The organism is Streptomyces sp. NPDC058240 (assembly GCF_042882135.1).
GTDB lineage: Bacteria > Actinomycetota > Actinomycetes > Streptomycetales > Streptomycetaceae > Streptomyces.
Genome location: NZ_JBHVWT010000053.1, coordinates 1 through 24207 on the forward strand (window position 1 = coordinate 1; position 24207 = coordinate 24207).

Here is a 24207-nt window from a genome sequence, read left to right on the forward strand (position 1 = left end):
CACCCCCCAGGTCATCCGTTCGACAGGGGGACACAGTCATGCCGGGCCCGGAGGCCAGCGGCCCTCTTGCAGGACCGCGAAAAACATAACGGGGGTGGGGCGGGGGCCGTCAGCGGCGAGGAAGAGGCGGGTGGGGCGGATTTCGCGGAGTCGCTGCAGGGTCCGGGCGGTCAGGTCGGGGCGGTTGTAAGCGAGGTAGAGGACCGGGGTGGGAAAGCCGCCGCCGGGCACCGCTGGTGTTCCCTGCCGTCTGCGGGCGTCGGTCACCGCTGGTGTTCGCTGTCGTCTTCGGGCGTTGTCCGGTGCGGGGCGGCCCCGGTGCGGGCAGCGGCGGTGACGATGGCGAGGAATTCGCGGGCGTAGCGCTCCCATTCGACCCGGAGGGTGGTCGTGTCGGGGTGGTGGGGGCGAGCGTCGCTGAGCAGGGTGAGGACGTGCTGGGCGAATGCGTCGGTGTCGTCGACCGGCACGAAGGCGGCCGGAGAGGTGCCGGCACCGTCGCGGTGGCCGGGGATGTCGGTGAGCACCATCGGGAGGCCGTGCTGGCGGCCTTCCAGGATGGAGATCGGTACGCCTTCGAAGCGGCTCATCGACACGAAGGCACGTGCGCCGGCCAGCACGCTGTCGACGAGGTCCTTTTGCCATACGGCGCCGAGCCAGATGACGTGCTCGGTGATGCCGAGGTGGTCGGCGAGCAGGCGCAGGGGGATGGTCTGGTCTCCGTCGCCGATGATGACGAGGCGTATGGGCTGGTCGGTCTGGTCGACGATGCGGGCGAAGGCGTGCAGGAGGGCGTCGTGGCCCTTGTGGGGGTAGAGGCTCTGGATGGCGACGAGGTAGGACTCGCGTGCCCAGGGCCAGGGCGGGGGAGGCGGGGTGGTGCGGGGTTCGGTGGCGTTGGTCAGGGTGCTGACCTTTGCGGCCGGGACGCCGACGTCGTCGAGGAGGAATCGGGTGGAGCGGCCGCCCACGGCCACGATGGTGTCCTCGAAGCGCGCCAGGATCCGGTCGAGGCGGTTCTTCGCGCCCGTGCGCAGGTGGGAGTAGTCGGAGTGGCAGAAGCGGATGACGGTGCGTGCTGCTGCCAGGGCTGGGCGGATGGAGGGGTAGAGGCGGCCGTCGCCGAACTGGAGCAGGACGACGTTGTCGCGGACCAGGCGGGTGAGGAAGGCGATGCGGCGCAGGCGGGTGCGGGGAGCGGTCACGAGGCGGGCCTGGGAGGGGAGTTCGGCGACGAGCGCGTTGTCGCGGCCGGGGTCCAGGACGCAGACGGTGACTTCGTATCCGGCGGTCAGCAGGATGCGGGCGTGTGAGAGCAGGACACGTTCGAGGCCGCCGACGGTGAAGTGGCGCAGGATCATCACGACGGTGGGCGGGTGGGCGGAGGGCATGGTGGTCTCCCTGGGTAGGGCCGGGCCGGGGCCTGGTGCGGTCCCCGGCCCGGGGTGAGGTCAGTTCGTGCGGTGGACCTTGTGCTGGGCGGCCTGGGCCAGGGGCCGGACCTCCATCAGGTCGATGTCCACGTGGGCGGGGCGGGTCGCGCACCACACCACGCACTCGGCGATGTCCTGGGGGGTGAGCGGGTGTTCGACGCCCTGGTAGACGGCGGCGATGGCCGCCTTGTCGTGGTTGAACCGCTCCCGCATGAACTCGCCGCCGGCCTCGTCGCCGCGCATCATGCCGGGGGCGATCTCGGTGATGCGGACGGGTTCGCCGTTCAGTTCCAGGCGCAGGGTCTGCACGAGGGCGGTCAGCGCGTGCTTGCTCGCGGCGTAGGCGGCTCCGCGTTCGTAGGGGACACGGCCGACGGTGGAGCCGATGAACTGGGCGTGTCCGCGGTTGCGGATCAGGTGGGGCAGCAGGGCCTTGGTGGTCTGGACGACGCCGACGACGTTGGTCTCGTAGGTGCCGTGCCAGTCGGCGATGTCGCTGTCGGCGATGGTTGCGGCGTGGGTGGGGATCCCGGCGTTGTTCACCAGCAGGGTCAGATCGGCGGGGTGCTCGGCGACGGTGCGTTCCAGTGCGGCTACCGAGTCGGCGTCGGTGACGTCGAGCTGGTGGGTGGTGATGCCGGTGGGGGCGGACGGGATGGTGGGCAGGCGGCGGGATGCGGAGATGACGGTGTAGCCGGACTTCTCCAGGGCCTGGGCGGTGGCCAGGCCGATGCCGGTGCTGGCACCGGTGACGACGGCGAGGCCGCGGGGCGAGGTTGCGTTCACGGGTTTTCCCTTTCGTGGCAGGTGGATCGGGGATGGAGGGGCTTGGACGTGTGCGGGTCAGGCGTCCAGGAGCCAGGCGTGGGCCGGGTCGGTGTGCAGGGCCAGGTGCTTGTCGGTTTCGCCGTGCGCGGCCCACAGGTAGTAGAGGTCGTGCCCGGCTGCGGCGGCGATGGTGTGATAGCCGTGGGGGACGGTGGCCAGGCCGGTGTCGGTGATCACCGTGCTGCGGGCGTCGTGGACGCTCTCGTCGTAGGTGAGCAGGACACCGAAACCGCTGGAGGGGCGGACGCGGAAGGCGAACGCTTCCTGGAGCGCGGTCTCGGCGGGCGGGTTGCTGTGCTGGTGGCGGTGCGGGGGGTAGGTGGACCAACGGCCGTCCAGCGCGAGGGTTTCACCCAGCAGCAGGCCGGATGTCCGCGGTGGCTGGAGCAGGGTCGTGACGTGGCGCTCGAACGATCCGCTGCCGCGGACCTCCCGTTCCGGCGCGGTGATCGCGGTGATCGCGGTGGCGTCCTTGGCCTCGGGGGGAGCTGCGGTGACCGGCGAGTGCACCTCGACCGCCTCGGCACCTCGGGGGCCGGCGGCCGCGGTCACCTCGGTGCCGGGCGGAAGGTGCCAGCCGGATGCGGGCGCGGTGAAGGGATCGGTGCGCTCGATGGTGCGGTCGCCCTCGGGCAGGGCCGCGGTGAGCCGGCCGGAGAGCAGGATCAGCACGGTCTCCTGCTCGGGCCGGGCGTTCAGGGCGAGGCGTTGGTCCGGGGGGATCTGGTGGTAGGTGAGATCCAGGCCGTTGGGGGTGCGTGCGGTGGTGGGCTTCATCGTGATTCTCCGGGGACGGTGGGCTTCATCGTGATTCTCCGGGGACGGTGGGCTGAGGGACCGGCAGGCGTCGGCCCTGGCGGCTGGAGCCGTACAGGGTGGTGCCGGTGGCGACGGCGAGAGCCGCTTCGGCGGCGGTGGCGAAGTACGGCGGGGAGCCGGGCGCCAGTGCTCTGGGCAGCGCCATGAGCATGCGGCGGTCCGCGCCCGCGTGGGAGCCGTGCTCGCGGGCGATGTGCCGGCGGGCGCCGTCCCCGCCGGATGCGGTGTGCAGGTGCACGAGGTGGGGGCCGGACCGGGCGTCGTATCGGACGGTGCACACCCCCTGGGTGCCGCGCAGGGTGCAGGTGTAGCCCTCGGCGGGGGCGTTCGGGGTCAGTGCGTAGTGGGCGGTTGCGCCGGAGTCGTACTGGATCAGGGCGTGCAGGCTGTCGTGGATGTCCGCGTCGGCCGGGATGCCGTCCTGGCCGCCCCGGTAGTGGCGTTGCTCCAGCAGGCCGGTGACGGAGATGGGCCGTGCGCCGAGCCACCAGGCCAGCAGGTCCAGGTGGTGGCTGGCCTTGGTGACCTCCAGCCCGCCGGAGGCGGCACGGGTGCGGTGCCAGCGGGTGAAGTAGGAGCGGGAATGCGACGGGTTGAGGGTGTAGTGGAACTCGGCACCGGTCACCGTCCCGATGTGCCCGCCGGCCAGCAGCGTACGGACCTGGGTGTGGACGTTGGTGAAGCGAAGGTTGTGTCCGGCCAACAGCCGCCCTGCACTGGCCTGTTCGGCGCGGACAAGCGCGAAGGCGTCCTCGGCGGTGGTCGCCAGCGGCTTTTCGACCAGGACCGCGCAGCCCGCGGCGAGCGCCTGCTCGGTGTACTCGCGGTGGTGCGCGTCGGGGGTCGCGACGACCACCAGGCCGGGCCGGCCGTGGTCGAGGATCCGGTCCAGGTCCCCCGGCCCGGCAGCCACCGCAGGGCCGGGCAGATCACGGGCCACGTCCCGGGCGGCGGCGGTGTCCCTGTCCAGCACGGCCAGCGCCCGCACCCCCATTTCCCCGTAGGGCGGCAGGCCGGACAGCCACGGCGCGTAGAGCTTCCGGGTGCGGGTTCCGGCCCCGATCAGCAGGACCGTCAGCGGCTGGTTCACCGGGCACCGCCCCGTGGTTCGCCGGTGACCGGGCGCCCGCCGAGGATGACCGTGCGCACGCTCAGGTCCGGGCCGAGTACGACGACGTCGCCGTCCGCCCCGGGCAGCAGACTGCCCTTGCGCGGGTACAGTCCGGCCGCGCGGGCGGGCGTCGCAGTCGCCATCGTCACCACGTCCCCGGCCGGCGCACCGGTCAGCTCCCGCATCCGGGCGGTGGTGACCGCGAGCGGCGTGACACTGCCGCACAGGCTGGTGCGGTCCTCGGTGGCGGCGTACCCGTCATGGACCCGTCCCCTGCTCGCCCCGGTACGGAAAGCGGACCCAACGGCCAGTCCGGTTCCGGCGGTGGCGTCGGAGACCAGGCACAGCCGCTGCGGGCCGAAGCAGCGCAGGGCGATGGTCAGCAGGGCCGCGGGCAGGTGGTGGCCGTCCGCGATGACCTCGGCCGTCAGCCCGTCGCTGGCCAGCGACGCCTCCAGCAGGCCCGGGATCCGGTGCAGATCCGGGCGGGTCAGGGTGGACTGGCCGCTCCACAGATGCGCGAGGTGGGACAGGCCGAGCCGTTGGGCCCGGGCGAGGTCCTCGGGCGTGGCGGCGCTGTGCCCGGCGGACACCCGCACGCCCTGTCCGGTCAGGTAGGAGATCAGCGTGCCGGCGCCGGGCAGTTCCGGTGCGAGGGTCACCATGCGCAGGGCCGTGGGCAGCGGCGTCAGTTCGTGGAGCACTTCCGTGGCCGTCCGCAGGTGCCCGGCCTCGTGCGCACCGCGCTGGGTCTCGGCCAGGCACGGCCCTTCGAGGTGGACCCCGGCCAGCGTGGGCGCCAGCCCGCCGTCCAGGAGGCGGGCGGCGGTGGCCAGCGCGGCGGCCGTCCCGGCCGGGCCGGTGCTCGCCAGGGTGGCCAGCACCGTGGTCGACCCCGCGTGCAGATGCGCGTCGAGCACTCGGTGCCAGGCGGCCGGGTCGGGCTCGGTCAGGTCATGGCCGGCAGCGCCGTGGACGTGGATGTCCACCAGTCCGGGCCCGACCACACCACCGTCCGCGTCGACCGGAACCGGGCCGTGGGGGCAGCCGACGCTCACCCTGCCCCGGCAGATCACCACCGGCTCGCGATGCTGCAACCCGGGGGCGGCGTGGACCGAGGCAGCGGAGTGCACGACCGCACACCCGGTGCCGCCGCCTTCGGCCCTCATGCGCGTTCTCCCGGCACAGGCCCGGTGGCCCGGGCCGAGGTACAGGCGCACGCGGTGCCGTCCGGGCCGGGCAGGTGGCGGTCGTAGGAACCGCCGTCCCACAAATACCGGGTGCCGTCGGGGGTCAGCGGCTCGTCGAGCGCCTGCGGGATCATCCGGTCCAGTACCCCGTCCAGGACGTCGGGGAGACCGGCCCTGCGGACCAGGCCGAGGTCGTGCAACCGCTGGGCGTGGACCTGCTGTTCGATCTCCCGGATCTGTCGGGGGATCGCGATCGCGTTCGCGCCGGTGGCCAGGACCTCCCCCAGCGCGTTCGCCCCGGCGGCGCCGACGAACAGGTCGGCCGCCCGCATCCACGGCAGCAGGCCCGGCTCGTAAGCCCGGATCTCCACCGCCGAGTCGCTCTCCCACAACTGCCGCAGCGCCCTCTGGTCCTCGGGCTCGAGGTAGGGGCCGGTGACCAGCAGGGCCCGGTCGAACATGCCGCGCCGGCCGTGCAGGGTCGCGGACAGGGCACGCCACACGTCCCCGGCGCCCTGGCCGCCGCCCATCGCGGCGACAACCAGCCGCTCGCCGGGGCCGACACCGATCTGCTCACGGGCCTCGTCCCGTGACACGGTGAAGGGCTCGGCGAGGTACCCGGTGTAGTGCAGGCGGTCGGCGGCCTCCCGCGGGATGCGGTAGTAGTCCGCGAGGTCGAAGACCTCCGGGTGGGTGTGGACGTTGAACTGGCAGTAGTGCTCCAGCACCCACGGGCCGCGGCCCGGGTCACCGAAGTACTTCCGCAGCGTCTTGTCCCGGTCGAACAGCACGCCGCGCAGGCTCAGCACTGTGTGCCGGGCGTACCGGGCCTCCAGCGCGGGAACCAGCTCGTCGTCGGTACCCCGGGGGATGTGATCGCTCATCAGCACCTCGGGCCGGTAGTGGCCCAGGAAGGTGGTGATGAGGTCGGCACGGACCTGGTGCAGGGCCTCGGTGCCCATGGCCAGGCGCGGGCGCAGGTTCCAGCCGGACGGGTCGTCGAAGTTCGCGAAGCTGGGGATCTTGACGAGGTCCACCTCCGGCGGGAGCAGGTCCAGGCCGCGGTAGGCGCCGGTGATCCCGGCGATCGAGTACGGCTGGGGGGAGCGCAGCAGGTAGCGGGCGACCTTCGCCGTGCGGGAGGTGTGGCCCAGCGACCGGCCGTTGTGCCAGTACAGGGCAACGGTGCGGGCGTCGGTGTGCGTCATCGGCGGTGCTCCTTGAAGGTGCGGGCATCGGTTTCCCGGGCGGCGCGCTGGGCGGCGGCCGGGTCGGTGCCGCTGTCCAGCGCCGTACGGAACGCCTCCAGGCTCCAGGCGGGGTCGACCTGGATCCGGGAGAGGGCGTAGGGGGGGCGCAGGTCGGGGCGGTGGTGCTCGTCGGTGGCCAGCGCCAGCGGATACAGCCCGGCGACGGCCCGTTGCACGCGGGCGTCGTACGCCCCGTACGGGTAGGCGAACGTGCGCGGCGCCCGGCCCAGCAGCCTGGTGAGGACGTCGCGGTCACCCTCGACCTGCCAGGCCAGCGCCGGGTCGCTCAGGGCGGTCAGCCGCCGGTGGGTGTAGGTGTGTGCGGCCACAGTCCGCCCCGAGGCCACCCACCGCTCCACCTGTCCGAGGTCGGCCACCTCCTGCACGGGGTGCGGGAGACGGGCCGGCCGGTCATCGGTGAGGTAGCCGCCGCACACCGCCATCACGGCGGGCAGGCCGAGCCGTTCCAGGACCGGCAGCGCGGTGGTGATGGTGTTGGCGTAGCCGTCGTCGAAGGTCACCAGCACCGCGTTCGCCGGAAAGGGGACACCACGGGCAACCATCGTGTGCAGGTCGCCCTCGTCGACCACCGTGTACGGGCCGTCCGCGAGCAGCTCCATCTGCCGCACGAACCGGTCCGGCGGCACGGCCATCGGCCCGGGCAAGTCCTGGACCAGGTGGTACATCAGGATGTTCATCCGCGCTCCCGGGCGGTCCGGTCGCGGTGCCAGGCGACGGTGCGTTCCAGGCCCTCCCGCAGCACCACCGGCCGCACATCGGGGAACAGGTTCAGCAGCAGGGAGGGGTCGGCCTGCGAGTGGGTCACGTCCCCGGGCCGGGGCCCGGTGTGCTCGACGCGCAGCGGGGCGCCGAGCACGTCACCCAGCACGCGGGCCAGGTCCAGCAGCGAAGTCCGGGTGCCGAGCGCCAGGTTCACCGGCCACGGCGAGACCACCTTGCCGGTGATCGCGGTCGTGATCACCTGGCACACCGTGTCCACACAGGTCAGGTCCCGGGTCTGGGCGCCGTCGCCGTGGACGGTGACCGCCCGGCCGTGCAGGGCGGCGTCGATCCAGGCCGGCACGACAGCCGCGTACGCGTGCCCGGCCCGCTGCCGCGGCCCGTACACGTTGAAGAACCGCAGCGGCAGGACCGGCAGGCCGTAACAGGCGTGGTACGCGCCGAGATACGCCTCGGCCGCCAGCTTGCTGACTGCGTACGGGCTCAGCGGAATCGGCCGGTCGTACTCCGCCTTGGGCAGATTCGGCTGGGCGCCGTAGACGGACGACGACGAAGCCGCGATTACCAGCGGCCCGCCGGCGCGGCGGGCCGCCTCCAGGACCTGAAGCGTCCCCGTCGCGTTCGCATGGTGACTGGCCAGCGGGTCCTTCACCGAGCGGGGCACGGACGGCAGCGCCGCCAGGTGCACCACCGCGTCGGCCCCGGCCACGGCCCGGCCCATGAGGTCCGCATCCAGCACGCTCCCGCACCGGAAGTCGACCTCTGCCAGGTCACCGCCCAACAGGTCCGTGCTGCCGGTGGAGCAGTCGTCCACGACCGTGATCCGGCCGACCGCGGCCTCCCGCAGCAGCCAGGACACCAGATTCGACCCGATGAACCCGGCACCACCGGTGACGGTGACCCGCAGCCCGCCGCTCACAGCTGCTCCACCACGGCCGCGGTGGTCAGCCGGCCGGCCAGGCGGCCCCGGCAGTCCAGCACGAACCGGGAACGGGCGGCCACCTGGTCATAGTCAAAGTCCGGGTGGTCGGTCAGCAGCACCACGGCATCCGCGGCGGCCAACTCGTCCTCACTCGCGAACACCGGCCGCACGTCATTGAGCGTGGGCGGGGCGGCGGCCGGGTCCACGAACGGGTCCGCCGCACTGACCTGCGCGCCGCGGGCCATCAGCAAAACGGCCACCTCCAGCGCCGGAGACTCCCGCAGATCACCGCTGCCGGGCTTGTAGGCCAGCCCCAGCAGCAGCACCCGTGCGCCGTCGAGCGACCGGCCCTGCGAAGTGAGGTACTTTTCCACCCGGTTCACGACGTAGGCGGGGCGAGCACCGTTGATCTGCGCGGCGAGGTCGATCAACCGCGAGCCCCGGCCCCGGACCTGGTCCGCCCACCACGACAGGTACACCGGGTCGATCGGCAGGCAGTGGCCCCCGACACCGGGGCCGGGGTCGAAGCGCATGAACCCGAACGGCTTGGTCGACGCCGCCTCCACCGCCTCACGCAGGTCCAGGCCGGTATCGCGGGCCACCTCCGCCAGCTCATTGAGAAGCGCGATGTTCACAGCCCTGAAGGTGTTCTCCAGCAGCTTCGCGAGCTCCGCCTCCTCACACCGCCCCACCCGCACGACACGCTCGACCAGGCGGCCGTAGAAGGCGGCGGTGCGTTCCAGCGACGCCGCGTCGATGCCGCTGACGACCTTCGGGGTCGTCTCCAGCGTCCACACCCGGTTCCCCGGGTCGATCCGTTCCGGGCTGAACCCGAGGGAGAACTGGCTGCCCATCCGCAGCCCGGACACCTTCTCCAGCTCCGTGCCCAGAACCGTCCGGGTCGTGCCCGGGTAGCTGGTGGACTCCAGCACCACCAGCGCCCCCTCGCGCAGGTAGCGGCCCACGGTCCGGCCGGCCGCGATCACGTACGACAGATCAGGGACGCCGTCGCGCAGCGGCGTCGGCACTGCGATCACCGCCACGTCGAATCCCGCCGCGTCGTCCGGCGTCGCGGTGGGACGGTAGGTGCCGTCACGCAGCACCGGGCCCAGGTGCGCGGCCGTGATGTCCTCGACCGGAGAACTGCCGCACGCCAGGGCCTCGGCCTTTTGCGCATCGGTGTCGAGACCCACCACACGGTGGCCCATCTGCGCGGCGCGTAACGCCAGCGGAAGACCCACGTAACCCTGGCCGACGACCAGGACCCGCAGCGACCTCGCATCAGCGAGGCGGCCGACTTCCTGCACAACCGCCCCGGCCGCGACCGGTATTCGCGTACTCGACGGCGTGGACACACTGAGCATCAGATGCTCCTCAAGATCGGAGAAGGGATGAATGACCCGTAGGTACAGCTGAAAGTCAGCGCACCGAGTTGAGTACGGGTGGGTAGGTCGGGCCGGCCGCCGTACGAATCGCGAGCTTCGCGGCGGCCGGGGCGCCGGGCTGCTCACGCCGACGGACAGCCGGCGCGAATACGGGCAGCCTGCGCCACGCCCTCCCGATCCACGCCCTGTGGATCGTCCACGGCCGATCTGCAGAGCCGGGAGGGGCCCCTTCCAGGGGTCGTATCGTGGGCGTGGCCAACGGGCTGCTCCAGATACGACCGGCATAGAGGTTGAGCGGGAGTCGCTGATCAGGCGACGAGTCGGAATTGCGCGATGACGGGCAGGTGACGGACGGCGCGTGGGCCGCGATTGTTCAGGTCGCCGGCTAGTGGAGGAGCAGCGGAACGAGCCTGCTGGCCAACCACACCACGACAATGGTGAAGAAGACGCTGACCGCCGCCAGGAGCCCCAGGCCGAAGCCGTGCTCGTTGATGGTCTTGTTGTGGCTGCGCCGCACCGTTCCGACAGGGTGGCGCACGAGGTGGCTCAGCCACGGCCTCTGACTGTTGCGTGTCCGTCGTACTTGTGTCACTGGCTCCGCCTTGAACTGAAGCGGATGAGGACCGGGCCGATCCAGAACTTCGCTGTCATGCTGCGCTCCTCGTGCCGACGGCCACACGTGCACCGGGCCGGTGCGGGGCGACGATCTGTCCGTCGGGGAGCAGTTCGCCGGTGTCCTCGAAGAGCAGGACCCCGTTGCACAGCAGGCTCCAGCCCTGTTCCGGATGGTGGGCCGTCAGTCGGGCGGCCTCTCGATCGGCTGAGTCCGCAGTTGGACACTGCGGTTTGTGCTCGCACATGGCTCACCTCGGTCAAGGGGTGGGAGTTCTCGGAGGGTGTCTGGAGGCCGTTCCAGCGCTGCCGCAGGCCAGTCGCCCTGAAGTGCCGGCAGTCCGTCAAGGAGCACGCAGGGGCGGCATGTCCAGGAGCCACGTCTTGCGAAGAGGCTGGTCCCGACCGGTGTAACTACCGTGCCCTGTGCAACAGTTATGTTGCAACGCATACGCCGATGAATATTCACTAGAGTCGGAATCGGTATATGCCAACGCATGCTCATCGTCTGTTGCGGCAGTCGCATCGCATGCCAGACTTCGACCATCGCCGGAATCGACAAGCGCATGAGAAGCGGAGGCAACCGCATGGCACAACAGCCTCGGCCAACAGTCCGAAAGATCGAACTGGGCTACGAACTTCGCCAGTTGCGCGAGCGGGCGGGCAAGACCCTTGAGGAGGTGGCCGAGTCCGGGGCCGTCGACGGGCTCTACTTCGCCAGGCTGCAGCGAGTCGAGAAGGGACTGCAGACCCTTCGGAGCGCCAAGGAGCTAGTCGCCCTTCTGGACCACTATGGCGTGACAGAGCAGATCGATGTCAACCAGCTCCTTGAGATCCAGAGACAGGCGGCGAGCCAGGACTGGTGGACGCCGTTCCGGTCGACGATGCCGTCGGGGATGCCGCGCTTCGTAGGTGTGGAGACCGCGGCCAACGAGACCTGGGCCTATCACCCCAGCCTGGTTCTAGGCCTGCTGCAGAGTGAGGCCTACGCCCGCACCCTGTATGAACTGGCACAGCCGATTCACGAGACGACAACCGAGTTCATTGAGCGGAACGTGCAGGTCCGAATGGGCCGGAAGAGAGCGCTCACCCGCGCCGACGATCCGCTGCGGCTGCGAGCCGTGGTCTCTGAGGCGGCGCTGAGGTACCTCATCGGCAACGTGGACGTGATGCGCGAACAGTTCGACGAGATCGCCACACTGGCCGCCCTGCCGAACGTGACCGTGCAGATCATGCCCCTGCTCCCGATGAAGTTCCGGGGCTTCCAACCAACCCACGACTTCAGCGTCCTGCACATGGCCGACTCTCGACTCCCGACCTCCGTGCAAGTCGACAACGCGTGGAGTTCGTCGTCGATCTCAGACAAACGGCGCGAGGTCGGACGCTTCACCCGCATGTTCAACCAGCTCACAGCTTCGGCACTCCCGCCGGAGGACACGCCCGATTATCTGCAAGAACTGACCCGAGAGATAACCACATGAACGAGATGCGTACCCCCACGGCTCCCGAGATGACGTCCGCAGGCGCCACCTGGCAGAAGTCCACGTACTCCGATGGAGCCGGCAACAACTGCGTTGAGGTCGCGAGCCTCGACGGCACACGCTTCGAGGGGGTGGGAATCCGTGACAGCAAGATGCCCGAAGGACCGGCCCTGCGTGTTGGCTCTGCAGCCTTCACCGCACTCGTGAAGAGTCTCTGATCACTCGTTGACGTCCCAACCGTTAGGGCGCCGGTCTTCCCCTGGAGAAGAGGGGAGGACCGGCGCCGCCATCCGACCCAGCTCACTTCACGCAGCTCATCGTCAGTCCGAGCCCCAGGTGCCAGCGGTCAAGGAGTTCGGCGACCGCGGTCTCGTCGTCGGGGAACGGGTACTTCTCGCCCGCGAGCTTCCGGGCGATCTCGATGGCCCCCTGGCTGATCGGGAACTTCTGCGCCGGGGCGTGCTCCCACTCCAGGGTGTGCCAGCGGCGGGTGTCCGGTCGCCGAAAGTAGATGTAGTTGATGTTGTCGGGGTCGACCTGCACGGGCCACAGCCCCTTGGCCCGGTGTACTCGCTGGTCTCGCCCCGGTAGCCGTCCAGACCGGGGCCGTTGTAGCGGCACTTGCGGATCTCGACGCCATAGTGGTGGGTCTGCTTCCACTCGGTCTTGAGGAACTCGAAGCCGAGCGCGGGGTCGCGGGGGACCTCGATGTAGCCGGCGCGGGCGATGCCGTGCTCGAACATGGCCGCCGGCGACAGGTTCAGCCCCGGTACGTGGGCGTCCACGAGTCCCCTGTGCGGCCTCACGTGATACACGCAGGCCACCCACTCGCGGATGATCGCTTCCAACTCGTGGAGGAAGAAGAACGCCTGGTCCTCCGGCCGCTCGCCCCGCGAGAACAGATCCGGGCCCTTGTAGCCGGGCAGGACCTCCAGCACCCCCTCGCGTACGGTTTTGAAGAATCTCTCCAGCGGTCCCTTGTCCCGGCCCGTTCGTAGGCGAGCCGGCTGAATGGACACGCCCAGTCGCTGGCAGACGGAGGTGATGTGCTCGGAGATGTAGGGCTTGCCGTGGTCGACGATGATCGTCTCCGGCACCAGAGCCGGAGAGGCGACACCGCGCTTCTTGGCCTTCTCCGGCTCCTCCTCGTCCGGTTCGAGTGCCTTCCGCTCGACGAACACGTGGCGGGGAATGCCGTGGTCGGGCCACACGGCGTGCTCGGGCCAGTCCTTGCCGGCCTGGCGGGGGCGGAAGGTCTGGAACATCACCGCCGCGACATCGATGGACGACGTGGACACCGGGGTCACCCGAAGTCCCGTGACGCACCGGTCGTACCAGTCCATCGCGGCCTTGTGAACGCAGTTGCTCGTTGACCATTGACCGGTTCGAGGCGGATGCCGACCCCGCGCTGTCCGCCTGTCACAAGAGCCGTTAGCGTGCAACGATGCTCCGCCCACTGCTCTTCCTCGACGTTGACGGGCCGCTCCTCCCGTTTGGTGCCCCAGAGGGACATCCAACCTATTCAGCGAGCAAGGGATCGACATCCGACGCGAACCCGCTCCTGGCGAGGCTCGACCCCGACCTTGGACCGAGGCTGGCGGCACTCCCATGCGAGTTGGTCTGGGCGACGTCATGGATGGCTGACGCCAACGAGTGCATAGCGCCGCGACTCGGGCTCCCGGACTTGCCCGTGGTCACATGGCCGGAACCGTCCGAGGAGGACGAGCGAGATCAGGATGCGGGGCTTCATTGGAAGACTCGCGGGCTTCTGCGCTGGGCGGCTGGACGCGCCTTTTGCTGGGTTGATGACGAGATCGCCGCGGCAGACCGGGCTTGGGTCTCTCGCCACTATCGCGGGAGATCCCTGTTGCACCTCGTTGATCCGCGTCGCGGTCTCATCGAGACGGATTTCAGCATCCTCAGTGACTGGCTGCGCGCCGAACCGTGATCGCCCTGACGTGATCACGTCTTGAGCCCTGACCAGATCGTCAGCGAGGGCGAAGTGATCACGGTTCGGGTTGCCAAGGTCGACCTCCAACGTCATCGGGTAAGCCTCCGCGCGGCTATGGCTGGCGAGGACGTCCAGAAGTGCCGATCCGTGTGACCTTGTTGCTTGCTTCCAGGGCCTCGCGCAGGCAGGCGTTGTCGACGGCCAGGCGCTGGATCTGGGCGGCTGCGAACTGGAGGTTCTCGGTCAACGACCTGTTGGCGCGGCGGAGTTTGGCGTTTCGGGCAGCGAGGACCTCGTAGGGGCTGGGCCGCATCTCGTTCGTGGGGCGGGGCGACGGCCTGGAGCGGGCGGCGGAGACTTCCTTGGCCAGGTCGGGAAAGTGTCGGCGGAAGGTGGTGTTGCTCAGGTCGAACTTCGCGGCCAGGGCCAGGACGCTGGGGCGGGTGCCGTTGTCGTGGCACTCGTTGACGTACTGGTCCAGGACGCGTCGGACGTGGGCCTCGGCGGGGACGTCGGCGGGGCGACTCACGCGGACTCCCTGGCGGTGGTGGTGTTCTCCAGCAGGAACGCGGTGATCTCCGTGCGGCGGGCTTCCAGCCGGTGCCGCAGGAGTGGCGGCAGGGTCGGGCGGGTGGCCAGGCGGCGGGTGATGCGGTCGATCTCGCGTTGCCAGGCGGCGGTGTTCTCGGGAGTGAGGGCGACGTTTCGGCAGGCCAGAGGCTTGCAGCCGCCATGGTCGGGGAGTCCTTCGCTGCGGCGATGGCGAGCGCGTTCACACAGGGCCTTGGCGTGGTCGTGGACGCAGGTGATGTACTGCCCGGGATAGACGGCCGGGTCGTGCTTGGCCATGAGCCGCCGCAGCCGGTTGTCGTCCAGGACGACGGTGCCCTGGAAGCGGGCCCGTTCGCCGAAGGTCTCCAGGCGGCGGCCGGCCTCGTCGGCGGCGGGGCCGGTGAGGTGGGTGTGCTCGTGGGCGTCGATCGCGGTCATGAGGTGCTCGCCACGAGCCAGAGCTTGCTCGCTCTCCACTTCAGCGCGGAAGCCCGACTCGCTGGTGCCCGCGTATCCTTCGAAAACCTGGATGCAGTGGTGCCGATAGGCCAGGGCGCCGGCGATGACGCCGCCGGGACGGCGTGCGATGAACCAGGCCAATGTGCGCCTGAACTGGCTGTTTTTCAGATGGAAGGGCTGCTGGTTGACCAAGGGGATGCCGTCGGTGCGGCCGTGGCGCTGGCAGTAGTCGTTGATCCAAACGGCGAAGGTGTTGAGGCGGGCGTTGGTGGCACCGCTGGTCAGCACCTGACTGGCCGCGTTGCGCTTGACGCCGGGGCTGTGTTCCAGGCGCGAGAAGAGGTAGTCGGTGCCGGGCGGCTGCAACCGCTCCAGGACCGTGATCGCCCGGGCTGCGGGTTCGCCGATGCTCCAGGCGGCCGGGACGCCTGCGGGGTCGTCCTCGGACTTGAAAGCCAGGCTGTGCATCTTCCAGCGGTAGGGCGTCCCATCCGCATCACACTCGGTCCTCAGCCCGCCGCGTCGCAGGTGCTTGATCTCGCTGTCGCGGGCGCCGGAGAGGAAGGAAAGAACCAGGTAGCAGGCGTCCTGGAGTATGCGGGCGAGCGCGGCGAGGCTGTCAGGTTCGGTGTGGTCGGCCAGGATCGCTCCGATCCACGCCTCGTCGTCGAGCCGGCCGCGGATCGGCAGGTCGCTGACGATCTGGGGTGTGAGGCCGACGATGGCGGCAGCCTCGTCGATCAGGTGCCGATAGCGGCCGAGAGAGATCGGGCTGCGGCCCAGCGCCTGCGCGACCCCGGTCGTGCTGGGCTCGCCGCGCCAGCCGGGCAGCGGCTTGCCTGCCGTGATGTGTTCGTCCAGCCAGGCCCGCAGCAGGATCGGCAGGTCGCCGTAGACGTGCGGCTCGGCCGGTGCCGGCGGCGGGGTCCGCCAGTGGCGGTCCGCGGCGAGGATGTCGGTGGAGAACTCGTCGATGAAGCGCATTGCCCAGACGAACAGCGGCCCCAGCACTTCTTCGGGGATCCGTGCGGTGGCGTTCTCACTGCTGTGGGCTTTTGGTTCGCTCCAGCCGTCGACGTGGCGCGGGTCGAAGCGCAGGACGTCGGAGGACAGGACGCTCCGCCAGAGCCAGAACTTACGCGCGGCCGAGCGGGCTCTTTGCCGGGCGTCGGCGGCGGGCAGGGACTTGATCAGGAATCGCTGGAAGTCCTCCAGGTCCCGGCCGGTCATGGCGTCCAGGCGTCGAGGCCGGGCTGCTGCCCAGCGCAGGAAACGGAGGTACTCGGTGAAGGCGGTGCGGATGGTGGCGACCTCGGGCCGGTCCTCGCCCGCCGGGACGGTTCCCGACAGCATCTCGTAGCAGAGTTCCTTGGCGACCTGCCGGTGCGTGGCGGGGATCAGGGTGAAGTCGAGGATGAACCGGCGCTCGTGCTTCTTGAGCATCGCCGGGCCCAGGACCCAGACGTCGTCGCTGAAGCGCGAGGTGTCCTCCAGCGCCGCGCCTGCTCGCAGTCGACGGGCGTGGAAGACGAAGGGGTCCGTGCCGTCCGCACGGACCTGTGGGGGCGAGGGGAGGTGCGGCAGGGCATGCAGGGCGGTGGTCACGGCAGTTCCCATGGGTTCTCGATCAGGTCCAGGAGCGCGTCGTGCGGCTTGTCGGCCTGGGCGTGCTGGAGTTCGGCGGGGGTGAACTTGGCGAGGATGTCCTGGCGGATGGCGACCCAGGCCGGCCCGTAGCGTGGCCACCAGACTTCTTCGGCCAGTTCGCGGCGGCGCTGGGCCAGGGCGTCGAGCAGAGCCAGCAGTCGCGGCAGGTGGTCGCGGGTGACCAGGCAGTTCCCGCAGTGGAAGCAGTCGAGGAAGGTGACCTGGCACGGTTCCCGGGTGAGGGGGTGCTGGTCGTGGTCGACGCAGGCCGTCCAGCCGGTGTCCAGCTCCCCGTCGGCGGCCTGGCGGGCCTTGTCCGGTCCGATTCCGCTCTCCTCCATGGCCGCGGTGTCGACGGGTCCGGGCAGGACCCGCGGGCCTCCGCCGGCGGCTTTCGCCGCCCGCTCGTGGGCCTGGCGTGCGGCCTGCTCGGCGTCGACCAGGGCCTCGCCGAGGACTTCCTCGGCCCAGGCGGTGATGACGGGGTCGCCGCTGAGGTAGTTCCGGAACAGGACCGGCATGCTGTTGGACTTGGCGGCCGAGGGCAGGTGGCCGCCCATCCGCTTCGTGCGCCGCACCTCCATGCTGGTCTTGATCCGGTTGAAGCTCACCTGCAGCGGCAGTCCCTGGCCCGGAATCGTCGGAGATATGCCGTCAGGCCCGGCGGTGGCGGGCTGGGGATCGGCCAGCAGCGGCCGGGTCCGGTTCGCCGCCCAGGCGGTCGGCAGGATCGAGGCGCAGCTCAACGAGTCCTGGAACGGGGCGACATGGTCGTCGGGGACGCCGAGCCCGGCCGCGTATCCGTTGCGCCAGACCGACCACAGCAGCGGCGAACCGCACCACTGACGGCTGCGGGCCGTCAGTTCCAGCATCAGCAGGTAGAAGCCGCCCGGGTTGTGCAGTTCACGGCCCGGGGCCCCGATCTCCCAGGTTACGGTCTCGAACCAGCGCCGTGTGCCCCGGCGGCGCTTGACGATGACCAGCTCGACCGCCCGATCCTCCAACACGCGGTGCCGGACCGGGAGTTCTTTCATCGTCTCGCCGTTGCGCTCCGAGAGGGCCGCGGTGAGCATCATCAGCGGCGGCAGGTCCCGCAGGGTCAGGAACAGGTGCCCTGCCAGTTGCCCACGCTCGGGACAGAACGGACTTGGCCGGACCGCGGGCGGTGTGGGGACCTGCCCGGTGGCAGCCATCCGCTCCAGCACCCGACCCAGGTCCCGGTCGTTCCCGTCCAGTGCCAGTGGATCAGCCTGGTAGCGGCGAAGGAGGTCCTCGCCAACCCGGATGCGGTCGCGGATCTTGGCGGCATCCGACCGCAACGCAGCCAGCAGACGGGTCAGTTCCCCGTCGGAGTATCCAGTCGTCAGCCGCTTGGCTCCGTTCCCGGGCGGCGACGGTTCCGTCTCCACGGCCGTGGAGGACGGCTTGGAGTCACGGGGCGTGGGCAGACGCCGCTGGAGGTGGTCGAGCACTTCGGCGGAGACAAGGTCGCGCAACGCCGGCAGCGCGAACAGCAGCCGGGCCTCGCCCATGTCGCGCAGAGCCGTAGTCGGTGTCGTTCTGGCCCGGTGGTCGTGGAAGGCTTGCAGGTGAGCGGGCGTGAGCTGGTCCAGGCTGGCCGGAGGCTCCGGCAGCGCTCCGAGGAACTTCACCAAGCGACTCAGGGATCCCCAGCCGGTGGTCGCCGCGGCGAACGTGCGGAGCCCGCCGCCGGGTCCGGTCCGCTCGGCGACCACTGCGGCCAGAGCCTGGTGCCAGCCGGGCAGCGGCAGCTTGGAGACGTCGAAGACCCGGCGGCGATCGTCATCGCCGTGAAAGGCCACCAGCAGTCGTCCGTCAGGTAGTTCCCGCACCGGCGCGGTCGGTTGGTAGCCGTGGTCCGGCAGGGCCGAGGGCCGTCCGGGGCCGGTGCTGCCGCGTCCTTGCCGGTTCATCCCGCTGCCCCGATCGCCCCGGCTGGCGGCGCGTTGTCGCCGATCCTCTGCAGCGGGGTGTCCCTGGGGTCCTCCCAGGTGTCGGGGACCAGGGCCATCCGGGTCTCCATCTCCAGTTCCTGCAGGGCGTGCAGATAGATGGCCGTGGTGAGGACTGACCGGTGTCCCAATCGACGGCGGACCCAGTCCAGCGGGTCACCGAAGATCCGGGTGTAGTGGCCGCGCTGGGCCGGGTTGAGGTCGGCCAGTGCCGCGATGTGGCCGCGCTGCAGCTGTTCGAGGGTCACCACGGCGAACCCGTGACGTAGCAGGTGGGCATGACAGGACAGCTCCACCCCGCAGTCACGGCAGCGCTGGTTGGCGTCGGCGAAGACGCTCTTCCAGGTCGACACCGCCAGCGGCTGCCCGTCCTCGCCGAGCCAGAACATCGCGGGCTCCAAGCCGTCCGCGGTCTCCACCAGCAGCCGCCGCCGTTCCATGGGCTTGAGCTCGCGCAGGTTCACCTTCCGGCGCTCGATACTGCCCACGGTCCGCACCAGGTGGGGTCGTGACGGGTCGTCGACCACCAGCGGTCTGCGCCAGCGTGCGTAGCGCCCGGCGGCCCGGGCGTCTTGGACGACCTCGGCCCGGTCCAGTTCCGCATAGGCCGCCAGGTCGCGCACCACGCTGTGCGGGACGTAGACCCAGCGCGCGGAGAAGTACTTCGCGATCGCCCCCGGCAGCCAGAACCGCTGGTAGCCCCCCGTCCCCACCTGCAGCGGCATCTCCGTCGCGGTCAGACTCGCCTGCTCGGACAACCGCATGCCGGTGCGGGCCATCAGGTCGGTGAACGTCGCGTTGCGGGCCGACCATCGGCCCTTGAACGGGCCCGAGGGCAAGCCGTCGGGCCCGTAACCGCGCAGGCCCACGTCCCGCCAGAGCCGGTAGGACGCCGGTGGGAGCCACTCGATGCGCTCGCCGCCCTCGTCGTGCGCGTAGGTCGCCGGGACCGTGTCCTCAGCGCGGGCACCCTGCAGTGTGCCCAGCGGTGCCGGCCTGCGGGAGCGGTGCGGGATCGGGACCGCTCCGATCTGGTTCTGCCGTACGGCCCACTCGAAGAACTGGTTGACGTGCGAGACTTCCTGGCTCCAGGTCCCGCCCGCCACTCTGGGCCCGGCCGGATCCCGTCGGCGCCACTGATGGAACGCCAGATGGTCGCCCTCGGTGGCCTGGCGCCACGACTTCCCGCCCCGCGCACCGTGCAGGAAATTCAAGTACCCCGCCAGTGCCCGGGCCCGGTTTGCGTTGCTGTTCCACGGCGCGTCGATCAGGTTCACCCGATGGAAGTACGAGTTGAGCACCACGTCGTACTCGTATCGAGGCGACAGCAGGAACGGCAGCCCATCGGGCAGCCCGGCCTCATCGAGCCATGGCGTCAGGTCTTCGGGCAGGTCACGAAGCCAGGCCAGCACCGTGGCGGGCCGGGCGACGTCGCGGCTGGTGTAGTGCACCGTCCACGCGGATCTCTGCTTCACCGGCGCAACATACGCGGTCAGTTACCAACCGTGCACAAGCAACGGTGAGTTCGGCCTGGACCCACTTCATCGTGATCGGGTCCATGGCGAAGACATCGAGGCGCGTGGTGTCCATCAGCAGGTACTCGCCCGGCCTCGTGGGCCGCAGCTTCCCGTACGCGCCCGGCGGCCGGGCGGCGATGTCCCGGTTGCGTTTCGCGCTCAGCCGGAAGGTCGGCAGCCGCCGCTCCAGCTCCTGAAGCCACCGGTACGCCGTCGCGCGACCGGGCAGCTTCACCTCGCCCTCGCCGTGGCGGGCCTCCAGACGCGGGCCGACCGAACGGATCACCTTCCCACGGGTGGGCTTCGAGTCCTTCTCGTGCTCGGCCATGATCTCCAGGGCCATCTCCACCCACCGCGGATCGGCACGGCCCAGCCCGCCCATGTCTCCGCTCCCGCGCTCCGGGCTGCCGCGAACGAGACCGGCCTCCCGGTCGGTGAGGAAGGCGCGCACCCACCGCTTGATGGTGCGCACGCTCACGCCCAACTCGGTCGCCTTCGCTTCGTATCGCTGCAGCTTGGGCACCGTGGCCGCGTACTGCGGCCGGGGCTCGCCCGGCTCCGCGAGTTCGTCGCTGCCCGACCGGAAGCCGGTCAGCACCTCGTTGACATGGGCGGCCCGCTCCCGCACCTCGGCAAGTTCCTCATCGCTGAGCTGCGCGAGCAGCACCGATGCCGTCTCGCGGTCGTCGTCCGATTCCGGCCCCGGCCCGGTCGCGATGACCTGGGCCCGGCCAGAGGCGAGCACCTCGCGCAGCGACAACCGGAACCTGCGGCCCGGCCCGTCACGAACCAGCACCTCGTTGCCGGCCGCCGAGCCGAACATCTCCTCCACCACGACGACTTCACCGTCGTACTTCAACCTCGTGCCCACCCCGACACGTACGGCAGCTCCGGTCACATGTCCTCCTCCACCAGTCCTCGACTTCGTGATCCGACAGATCTCCTCGATCTGCCAGTCGTCGAGAGCCGACCCGGACTTGGGCTCCTCAACGGGGCGGGGCAGGTCGCATCGGCCGGCGCCAACCACCGCGGCGCTGCCTTGGCGCAGCACGTGGCGCTCGGACAACGGCTCCGTCAGGTCCGTCACGAAGTGCTGGCACCACAACAGCCGCAGCACTGCGGCCCTCACCCGCCAGTCCGGGTGCTGGGGGAAGGCACGAAACGCATCCCCCAGCGTCGCCCCGTACAGATCCGCCGCCCGGATCTCCGCGAGCAGGCCCTCGTCGAACAGCCACTCGCGGCGATAGCCCGCGAGGAACCGCAGGTTCTCCAGCTCCGCTTCGGGCGGCTCGGTCCAAACCTGGAAATCCCAACCGCGCGAAAGGACGACCTCGCGGGCCCAGCCGAGCGCGAAGTTCACCTTCGGCCGGGTGAGCAGGTGCCGCGGCTTGACGTCCACGACCAGCGGAACGTCCTTCTCGCGCAGCGCCAGGAAGTCGGGGACATGGCGGCGTCGACGACCGTCGACGGTGGTGGACAGCAGGAACGGCTGGGCGAAGACGGCCGTCACGTCCTGGTCGAAGTCGGCGTAGAACAGCCGTGTCAGCTCAAGCCGGGACTCGTAGACGACGTGGTCGCGCATGGTGGACGACCAATACGTGCCGGAGTAGTGCTTCTGCCCGTACCGCCAGCGGAACGTACGCCACGGCATCGACGGCTCGAACACGTCGACGCCCGTGTCCGACCAGACCAGGTCCTCGTCGATCTCCCCGTCCGTACGACGGAGACTCATCGATACTTCGCCGACCACACGCGGCATACCCCACCCCCGAGCAGCGCGAGCGGAGAGCAGAAACCCGGTCTCGATCAGCTGCGACGTCTCCACGATCAGGTTGGAGAGGGCGCCTGCATAGATCGAGACCGGGATCAGCACTACGACGAGTGAACGATCAGACGATAGTTCGTCTCACCACGCTGTCCTTTGGGCCGGACAAAGGCCACGGTCAACGAGAAAGGGACACGCGAAATGCGAACCTACACCGTACGAGGGCGGCCAGCTCAGGGTTACGCGAGACGTCAGCCTGCACATATAGGTGCAGAAGAGTCGCGCCTTCGGGCCACTTCCCGCCAGCGCGTTGAAAGACAAATGGACGCATGATCCGACCGTACCCGTGCAGCCCAACTCCCGGTCAGAGAACGGAGAGTCCAGCTTGCGGGCCAGGCGAACCACAGGTCTAATCGTCGGGCTCTGTGCCCCAAGCCCGCGGGCTCGGGACCGCTTCCCCTGCCCCGTCTGCACGCCCACGCCTGCCAGGAGCGGGCCGAACGTCCCAGGAGGGCATTCCCATGAGCGAGACTGCGACCAGCACCGAAACCCGGCGACATCGGGCAGCAGGGCGACTCGTCGACCACCGGGCAGGACCAGGCCGCAACGATCGCACGTCTCGAAGCCGACCTTGGTGCCGCCTGTAAGGAGGCGGGAAAGACTCGTGTCACTCCGGAGCAGCAGGCCGCCGACGATGCCCGCGCGCAACTCGCGCAGGAGATCGGTAAGGTGCTTGGCCTGGTGCCGGGCGACACTCCGCCGGCCCCCGCGCAGCTGCGCAACAGCTCACCGAGTCGCAGGCCCGACCGACCGCCGTCGAACTGGCCGTCTACCGCACCGCGCGGCCCGTTGGTGATTTGTTTCTGAAGCTTCGGTTCGAAGCTGGCTGGTCTAGGGGCTTGTTCCCTCAGGCCCGGCATCGGCGGGGGTGTGTTCCGGGTAGGCGGTGGTGCCGGTCCGGGCAGCCATCGTCGATGGAGCGCAGCCGGTCGAACGCGCGTGGTGGAAGTACGGGTTCCCATTCCGTTAGTGGGCGGGTGGCCCATTCGGTGTGCTCGGTGGGGTCGAGCCGGATAGCGGCCAGTTCGGCGTGGCTGAGGGTGCCTCCGTCGAACACGTACCCGTGCTTGGTGGCGGGCCATGTGGGCTCAGGCGGGTGGAAGTGCACGGCCAGGAGGCGGCCGCACCGGCGGGTGAGCCCGGTTTCCTCATGGGTCTCTCTGGCAGCGGCGGTTGCGGGGGTTTCCTGGTCGTCGAGGTCCCCTCCGGGATACTGCCAGATCTGCCTGTTGCCGTCGGCCCGGTAGATCCGGGACCGGAGGAGGAGGGGCAGGCCGTTGGGGTTCCGCACGTACAGGCATGCGTACGAGGTCACGCGGGGGAGGGTCTGGATGTACTGCTCGGGCGGGAGCCATGTGCCGGCGTCGGGGTCGGGCCGGGGCGGTAGGGCTATCAGGGTCTCTTCCAGTTCAGGTCGCGCAGGACGGCGACGGCCCACTGGTAGTGGCCGGTGGCCTGGATCGGCCGGTCGTCCTCCGGATACAGGTCGCAGGAGAGGATCGCGGTGATTTCGGCGTACGCGCGCAGGAGAGGAGCGCGGCCGGTGGGGACGCGGTCGGTGGCCTGGTCGAGCAGGCGTCGCCAGGCGGTGAGCCGGTCGGGGTCGTACTGGCGGTAGTAGACGCAGGCTCCGGCGATGTCGTAGAGCGGGTCACCGGTCATGGTGAAGGTGCCGAAGTCGATGACGGCGGTGATGCGTTGTGCGTCGTCGAGCAGGATGTTGTCGGGGTAGAGGTCGCCGTGGATGACGGCCTCGGGGCCGGTGTAGGTATCTGCCAGCCGGGCTCGCAGTTCTTTGACGACGGCGTCGAGGTGAGGGACGTCGGCGGCCAGAGTCTGGGTGATGGTGGCGAGTTTGGTGTCGAGCATTCTGGTGAGGAACGGGTGCCAGCCGAGCCCGGGTTCGGCTCCCGGCGTTTCGGGGTTGGCCAGGAGCATGCGGTGGCCCAGGCCAGCGGGCAGGGACAGGGCGTTGAGGGCGGTGACGGCGTCGAGGTAGAGGGCCTCGCTGCCGGGTTCGGTCAGGTCGCAGACTTCGCCCATCGGGCGTCCCGCGAGGCGTGCTTCGCGCGTGGCCAGGAGCGGTCCGTGCCGCTCGACGGAGTGGATCACGGACAGTGCGTAGGGCATGTCGGTTCGGTCGAGCCGGTCGTAGAAGGTGCTCAGGGTCTGCAGCCGGGCGGCCTGGGTGCCGTCGGGGTCGGCGTAGATCTTCAGTACGTGGTCGGCGCCGAGGAGATCTCCGGGGCCGAGGCCGTGGGCGGCCAGGAGCTGCTGCTCGGCCTGGGCGGTGATGTCGTTGACGTCGCGGCGGTGGATCACGGGGTGGCTCCGGGGGTGGTGGCGATCACGACGGTGGGGTTGGCGGGAGCCTGGTGTGCGGGTGAGGCCCCACCCTCGCTCCGTCACCCTGCCGCCTACGCCAGCGTCTCCGGACCCGCAGGTTCGCCAGAAGGTACATCGTCAGCTGCCAGCGTCCGCACATCAGGAGCAAAATGTAAGTGTCATTCA

General features: G+C 70.1%; 22 protein-coding genes. 3 read left to right on the forward strand and 19 right to left on the reverse strand.

The genetic code is table 11. From position 1 onward, the window contains the following. Positions 1-263: 263 nt before the first annotated feature. The 11 genes from ACFVX4_RS36595 to ACFVX4_RS36645 all read right to left on the reverse strand — a co-directional run bounded on the left by ACFVX4_RS36595 (position 264) and on the right by ACFVX4_RS36645 (position 10539). Positions 264-1391 carry a glycosyltransferase gene (locus tag ACFVX4_RS36595; protein ID WP_389986227.1) on the reverse strand — a complete coding sequence of 376 codons (1128 nt, stop codon included), beginning with the start codon at positions 1389-1391 and terminating at the stop codon, positions 264-266. A gap of 60 nt (positions 1392-1451) precedes the next feature. Then, positions 1452-2219, reverse strand: a complete 768-nt coding sequence (locus ACFVX4_RS36600) for an SDR family oxidoreductase (protein WP_389986231.1) — start codon at positions 2217-2219, stop codon at positions 1452-1454. A 57-nt stretch (positions 2220-2276) separates the two neighbouring features. After that, positions 2277-3038: a 5-deoxy-glucuronate isomerase gene (locus ACFVX4_RS36605; RefSeq protein ID WP_389986234.1), complete on the reverse strand. Its 762-nt coding sequence runs from the start codon at positions 3036-3038 to the stop codon at positions 2277-2279. 25 nt (positions 3039-3063) lie between these two features. Then, positions 3064-4170 carry a Gfo/Idh/MocA family protein gene (locus ACFVX4_RS36610; protein WP_389986237.1) on the reverse strand — a complete coding sequence of 369 codons (1107 nt, stop codon included), beginning with the start codon at positions 4168-4170 and terminating at the stop codon, positions 3064-3066. Next, positions 4167-5360 (reverse strand): N-acetylglucosamine-6-phosphate deacetylase, encoded by a 1194-nt coding sequence (locus ACFVX4_RS36615; protein ID WP_389986240.1) that lies wholly within the window; start codon positions 5358-5360, stop codon positions 4167-4169. The genes ACFVX4_RS36610 and ACFVX4_RS36615 overlap by 4 nt, the downstream gene beginning before the upstream one ends. Beyond that, entirely contained in the window at positions 5357-6589 is a 1233-nt protein-coding gene (locus tag ACFVX4_RS36620; protein ID WP_389986243.1) for a glycosyltransferase family protein, read from the reverse strand. The genes ACFVX4_RS36615 and ACFVX4_RS36620 overlap by 4 nt, the downstream gene beginning before the upstream one ends. Next, positions 6586-7329 (reverse strand): polysaccharide deacetylase family protein, encoded by a 744-nt coding sequence (locus ACFVX4_RS36625; RefSeq protein ID WP_389986246.1) that lies wholly within the window; start codon positions 7327-7329, stop codon positions 6586-6588. The genes ACFVX4_RS36620 and ACFVX4_RS36625 overlap by 4 nt, the downstream gene beginning before the upstream one ends. Next, the gene (locus ACFVX4_RS36630; RefSeq protein WP_389986249.1) at positions 7326-8291 is read right to left on the reverse strand and encodes an NAD-dependent epimerase/dehydratase family protein; all 966 of its coding nucleotides are present in this window, start codon (positions 8289-8291) and stop codon (positions 7326-7328) included. Before ACFVX4_RS36630 ends, ACFVX4_RS36625 begins: the two co-directional genes overlap by 4 nt. Further along, complete coding sequence (locus ACFVX4_RS36635) at positions 8288-9565, reverse strand: nucleotide sugar dehydrogenase (RefSeq protein ID WP_389986288.1); 1278 nt, start codon at positions 9563-9565, stop codon at positions 8288-8290. Before ACFVX4_RS36635 ends, ACFVX4_RS36630 begins: the two co-directional genes overlap by 4 nt. Positions 9566-10064: 499 nt before the next feature. Next, positions 10065-10217: a hypothetical protein gene (locus ACFVX4_RS36640; protein WP_317860436.1), complete on the reverse strand. Its 153-nt coding sequence runs from the start codon at positions 10215-10217 to the stop codon at positions 10065-10067. Positions 10218-10326: 109 nt separating this feature from the next. Further along, positions 10327-10539: a DUF5999 family protein gene (locus tag ACFVX4_RS36645; protein WP_317860435.1), complete on the reverse strand. Its 213-nt coding sequence runs from the start codon at positions 10537-10539 to the stop codon at positions 10327-10329. Between the two features lie 249 nt (positions 10540-10788). Between ACFVX4_RS36645 and ACFVX4_RS36650 the strand changes: the two genes are divergently transcribed. Beyond that, a complete protein-coding gene (locus ACFVX4_RS36650) occupies positions 10789-11772 on the forward strand; it encodes a helix-turn-helix domain-containing protein (RefSeq protein WP_389986253.1) in 984 nt (327 codons plus the stop codon). After that, positions 11769-11990, forward strand: coding sequence for a DUF397 domain-containing protein (locus ACFVX4_RS36655; RefSeq protein WP_317860433.1), 222 nt, complete (start codon positions 11769-11771; stop codon positions 11988-11990). Before ACFVX4_RS36650 ends, ACFVX4_RS36655 begins: the two co-directional genes overlap by 4 nt. Before the next feature lie 102 nt (positions 11991-12092). Here the strand turns inward: ACFVX4_RS36655 and ACFVX4_RS36660 are convergent, their stop codons facing one another. Then, the gene (locus ACFVX4_RS36660) at positions 12093-13070 is read right to left on the reverse strand and encodes a hypothetical protein (RefSeq protein WP_389986256.1); all 978 of its coding nucleotides are present in this window, start codon (positions 13068-13070) and stop codon (positions 12093-12095) included. Between the two features lie 146 nt (positions 13071-13216). Between ACFVX4_RS36660 and ACFVX4_RS36665 the strand changes: the two genes are divergently transcribed. Next, entirely contained in the window at positions 13217-13720 is a 504-nt protein-coding gene (locus ACFVX4_RS36665) for an HAD domain-containing protein (protein ID WP_389986259.1), read from the forward strand. Between the two features lie 115 nt (positions 13721-13835). Here the strand turns inward: ACFVX4_RS36665 and ACFVX4_RS36670 are convergent, their stop codons facing one another. From ACFVX4_RS36670 to ACFVX4_RS36700, 7 genes are all read right to left on the reverse strand, one after another. Further along, positions 13836-14252 carry a hypothetical protein gene (locus ACFVX4_RS36670; RefSeq protein ID WP_389986262.1) on the reverse strand — a complete coding sequence of 139 codons (417 nt, stop codon included), beginning with the start codon at positions 14250-14252 and terminating at the stop codon, positions 13836-13838. Further along, entirely contained in the window at positions 14249-16351 is a 2103-nt protein-coding gene (locus ACFVX4_RS36675; RefSeq protein ID WP_389986265.1) for a hypothetical protein, read from the reverse strand. The genes ACFVX4_RS36670 and ACFVX4_RS36675 overlap by 4 nt, the downstream gene beginning before the upstream one ends. Then, positions 16336-18315, reverse strand: coding sequence for a hypothetical protein (locus ACFVX4_RS36680; protein ID WP_389986268.1), 1980 nt, complete (start codon positions 18313-18315; stop codon positions 16336-16338). Before ACFVX4_RS36680 ends, ACFVX4_RS36675 begins: the two co-directional genes overlap by 16 nt. Continuing rightward, complete coding sequence (locus tag ACFVX4_RS36685; RefSeq protein ID WP_389986271.1) at positions 18312-19829, reverse strand: integrase; 1518 nt, start codon at positions 19827-19829, stop codon at positions 18312-18314. Before ACFVX4_RS36685 ends, ACFVX4_RS36680 begins: the two co-directional genes overlap by 4 nt. After that, complete coding sequence (locus tag ACFVX4_RS36690) at positions 19747-21630, reverse strand: TnsA-like heteromeric transposase endonuclease subunit (RefSeq protein WP_389986290.1); 1884 nt, start codon at positions 21628-21630, stop codon at positions 19747-19749. The genes ACFVX4_RS36685 and ACFVX4_RS36690 overlap by 83 nt, the downstream gene beginning before the upstream one ends. Positions 21631-22543: 913 nt before the next feature. Further along, positions 22544-23011 carry an NUDIX domain-containing protein gene (locus ACFVX4_RS36695; RefSeq protein ID WP_389986273.1) on the reverse strand — a complete coding sequence of 156 codons (468 nt, stop codon included), beginning with the start codon at positions 23009-23011 and terminating at the stop codon, positions 22544-22546. A gap of 77 nt (positions 23012-23088) precedes the next feature. Beyond that, complete coding sequence (locus tag ACFVX4_RS36700) at positions 23089-24018, reverse strand: phosphotransferase family protein (protein WP_389986276.1); 930 nt, start codon at positions 24016-24018, stop codon at positions 23089-23091. Positions 24019-24207 lie beyond the last annotated feature (189 nt).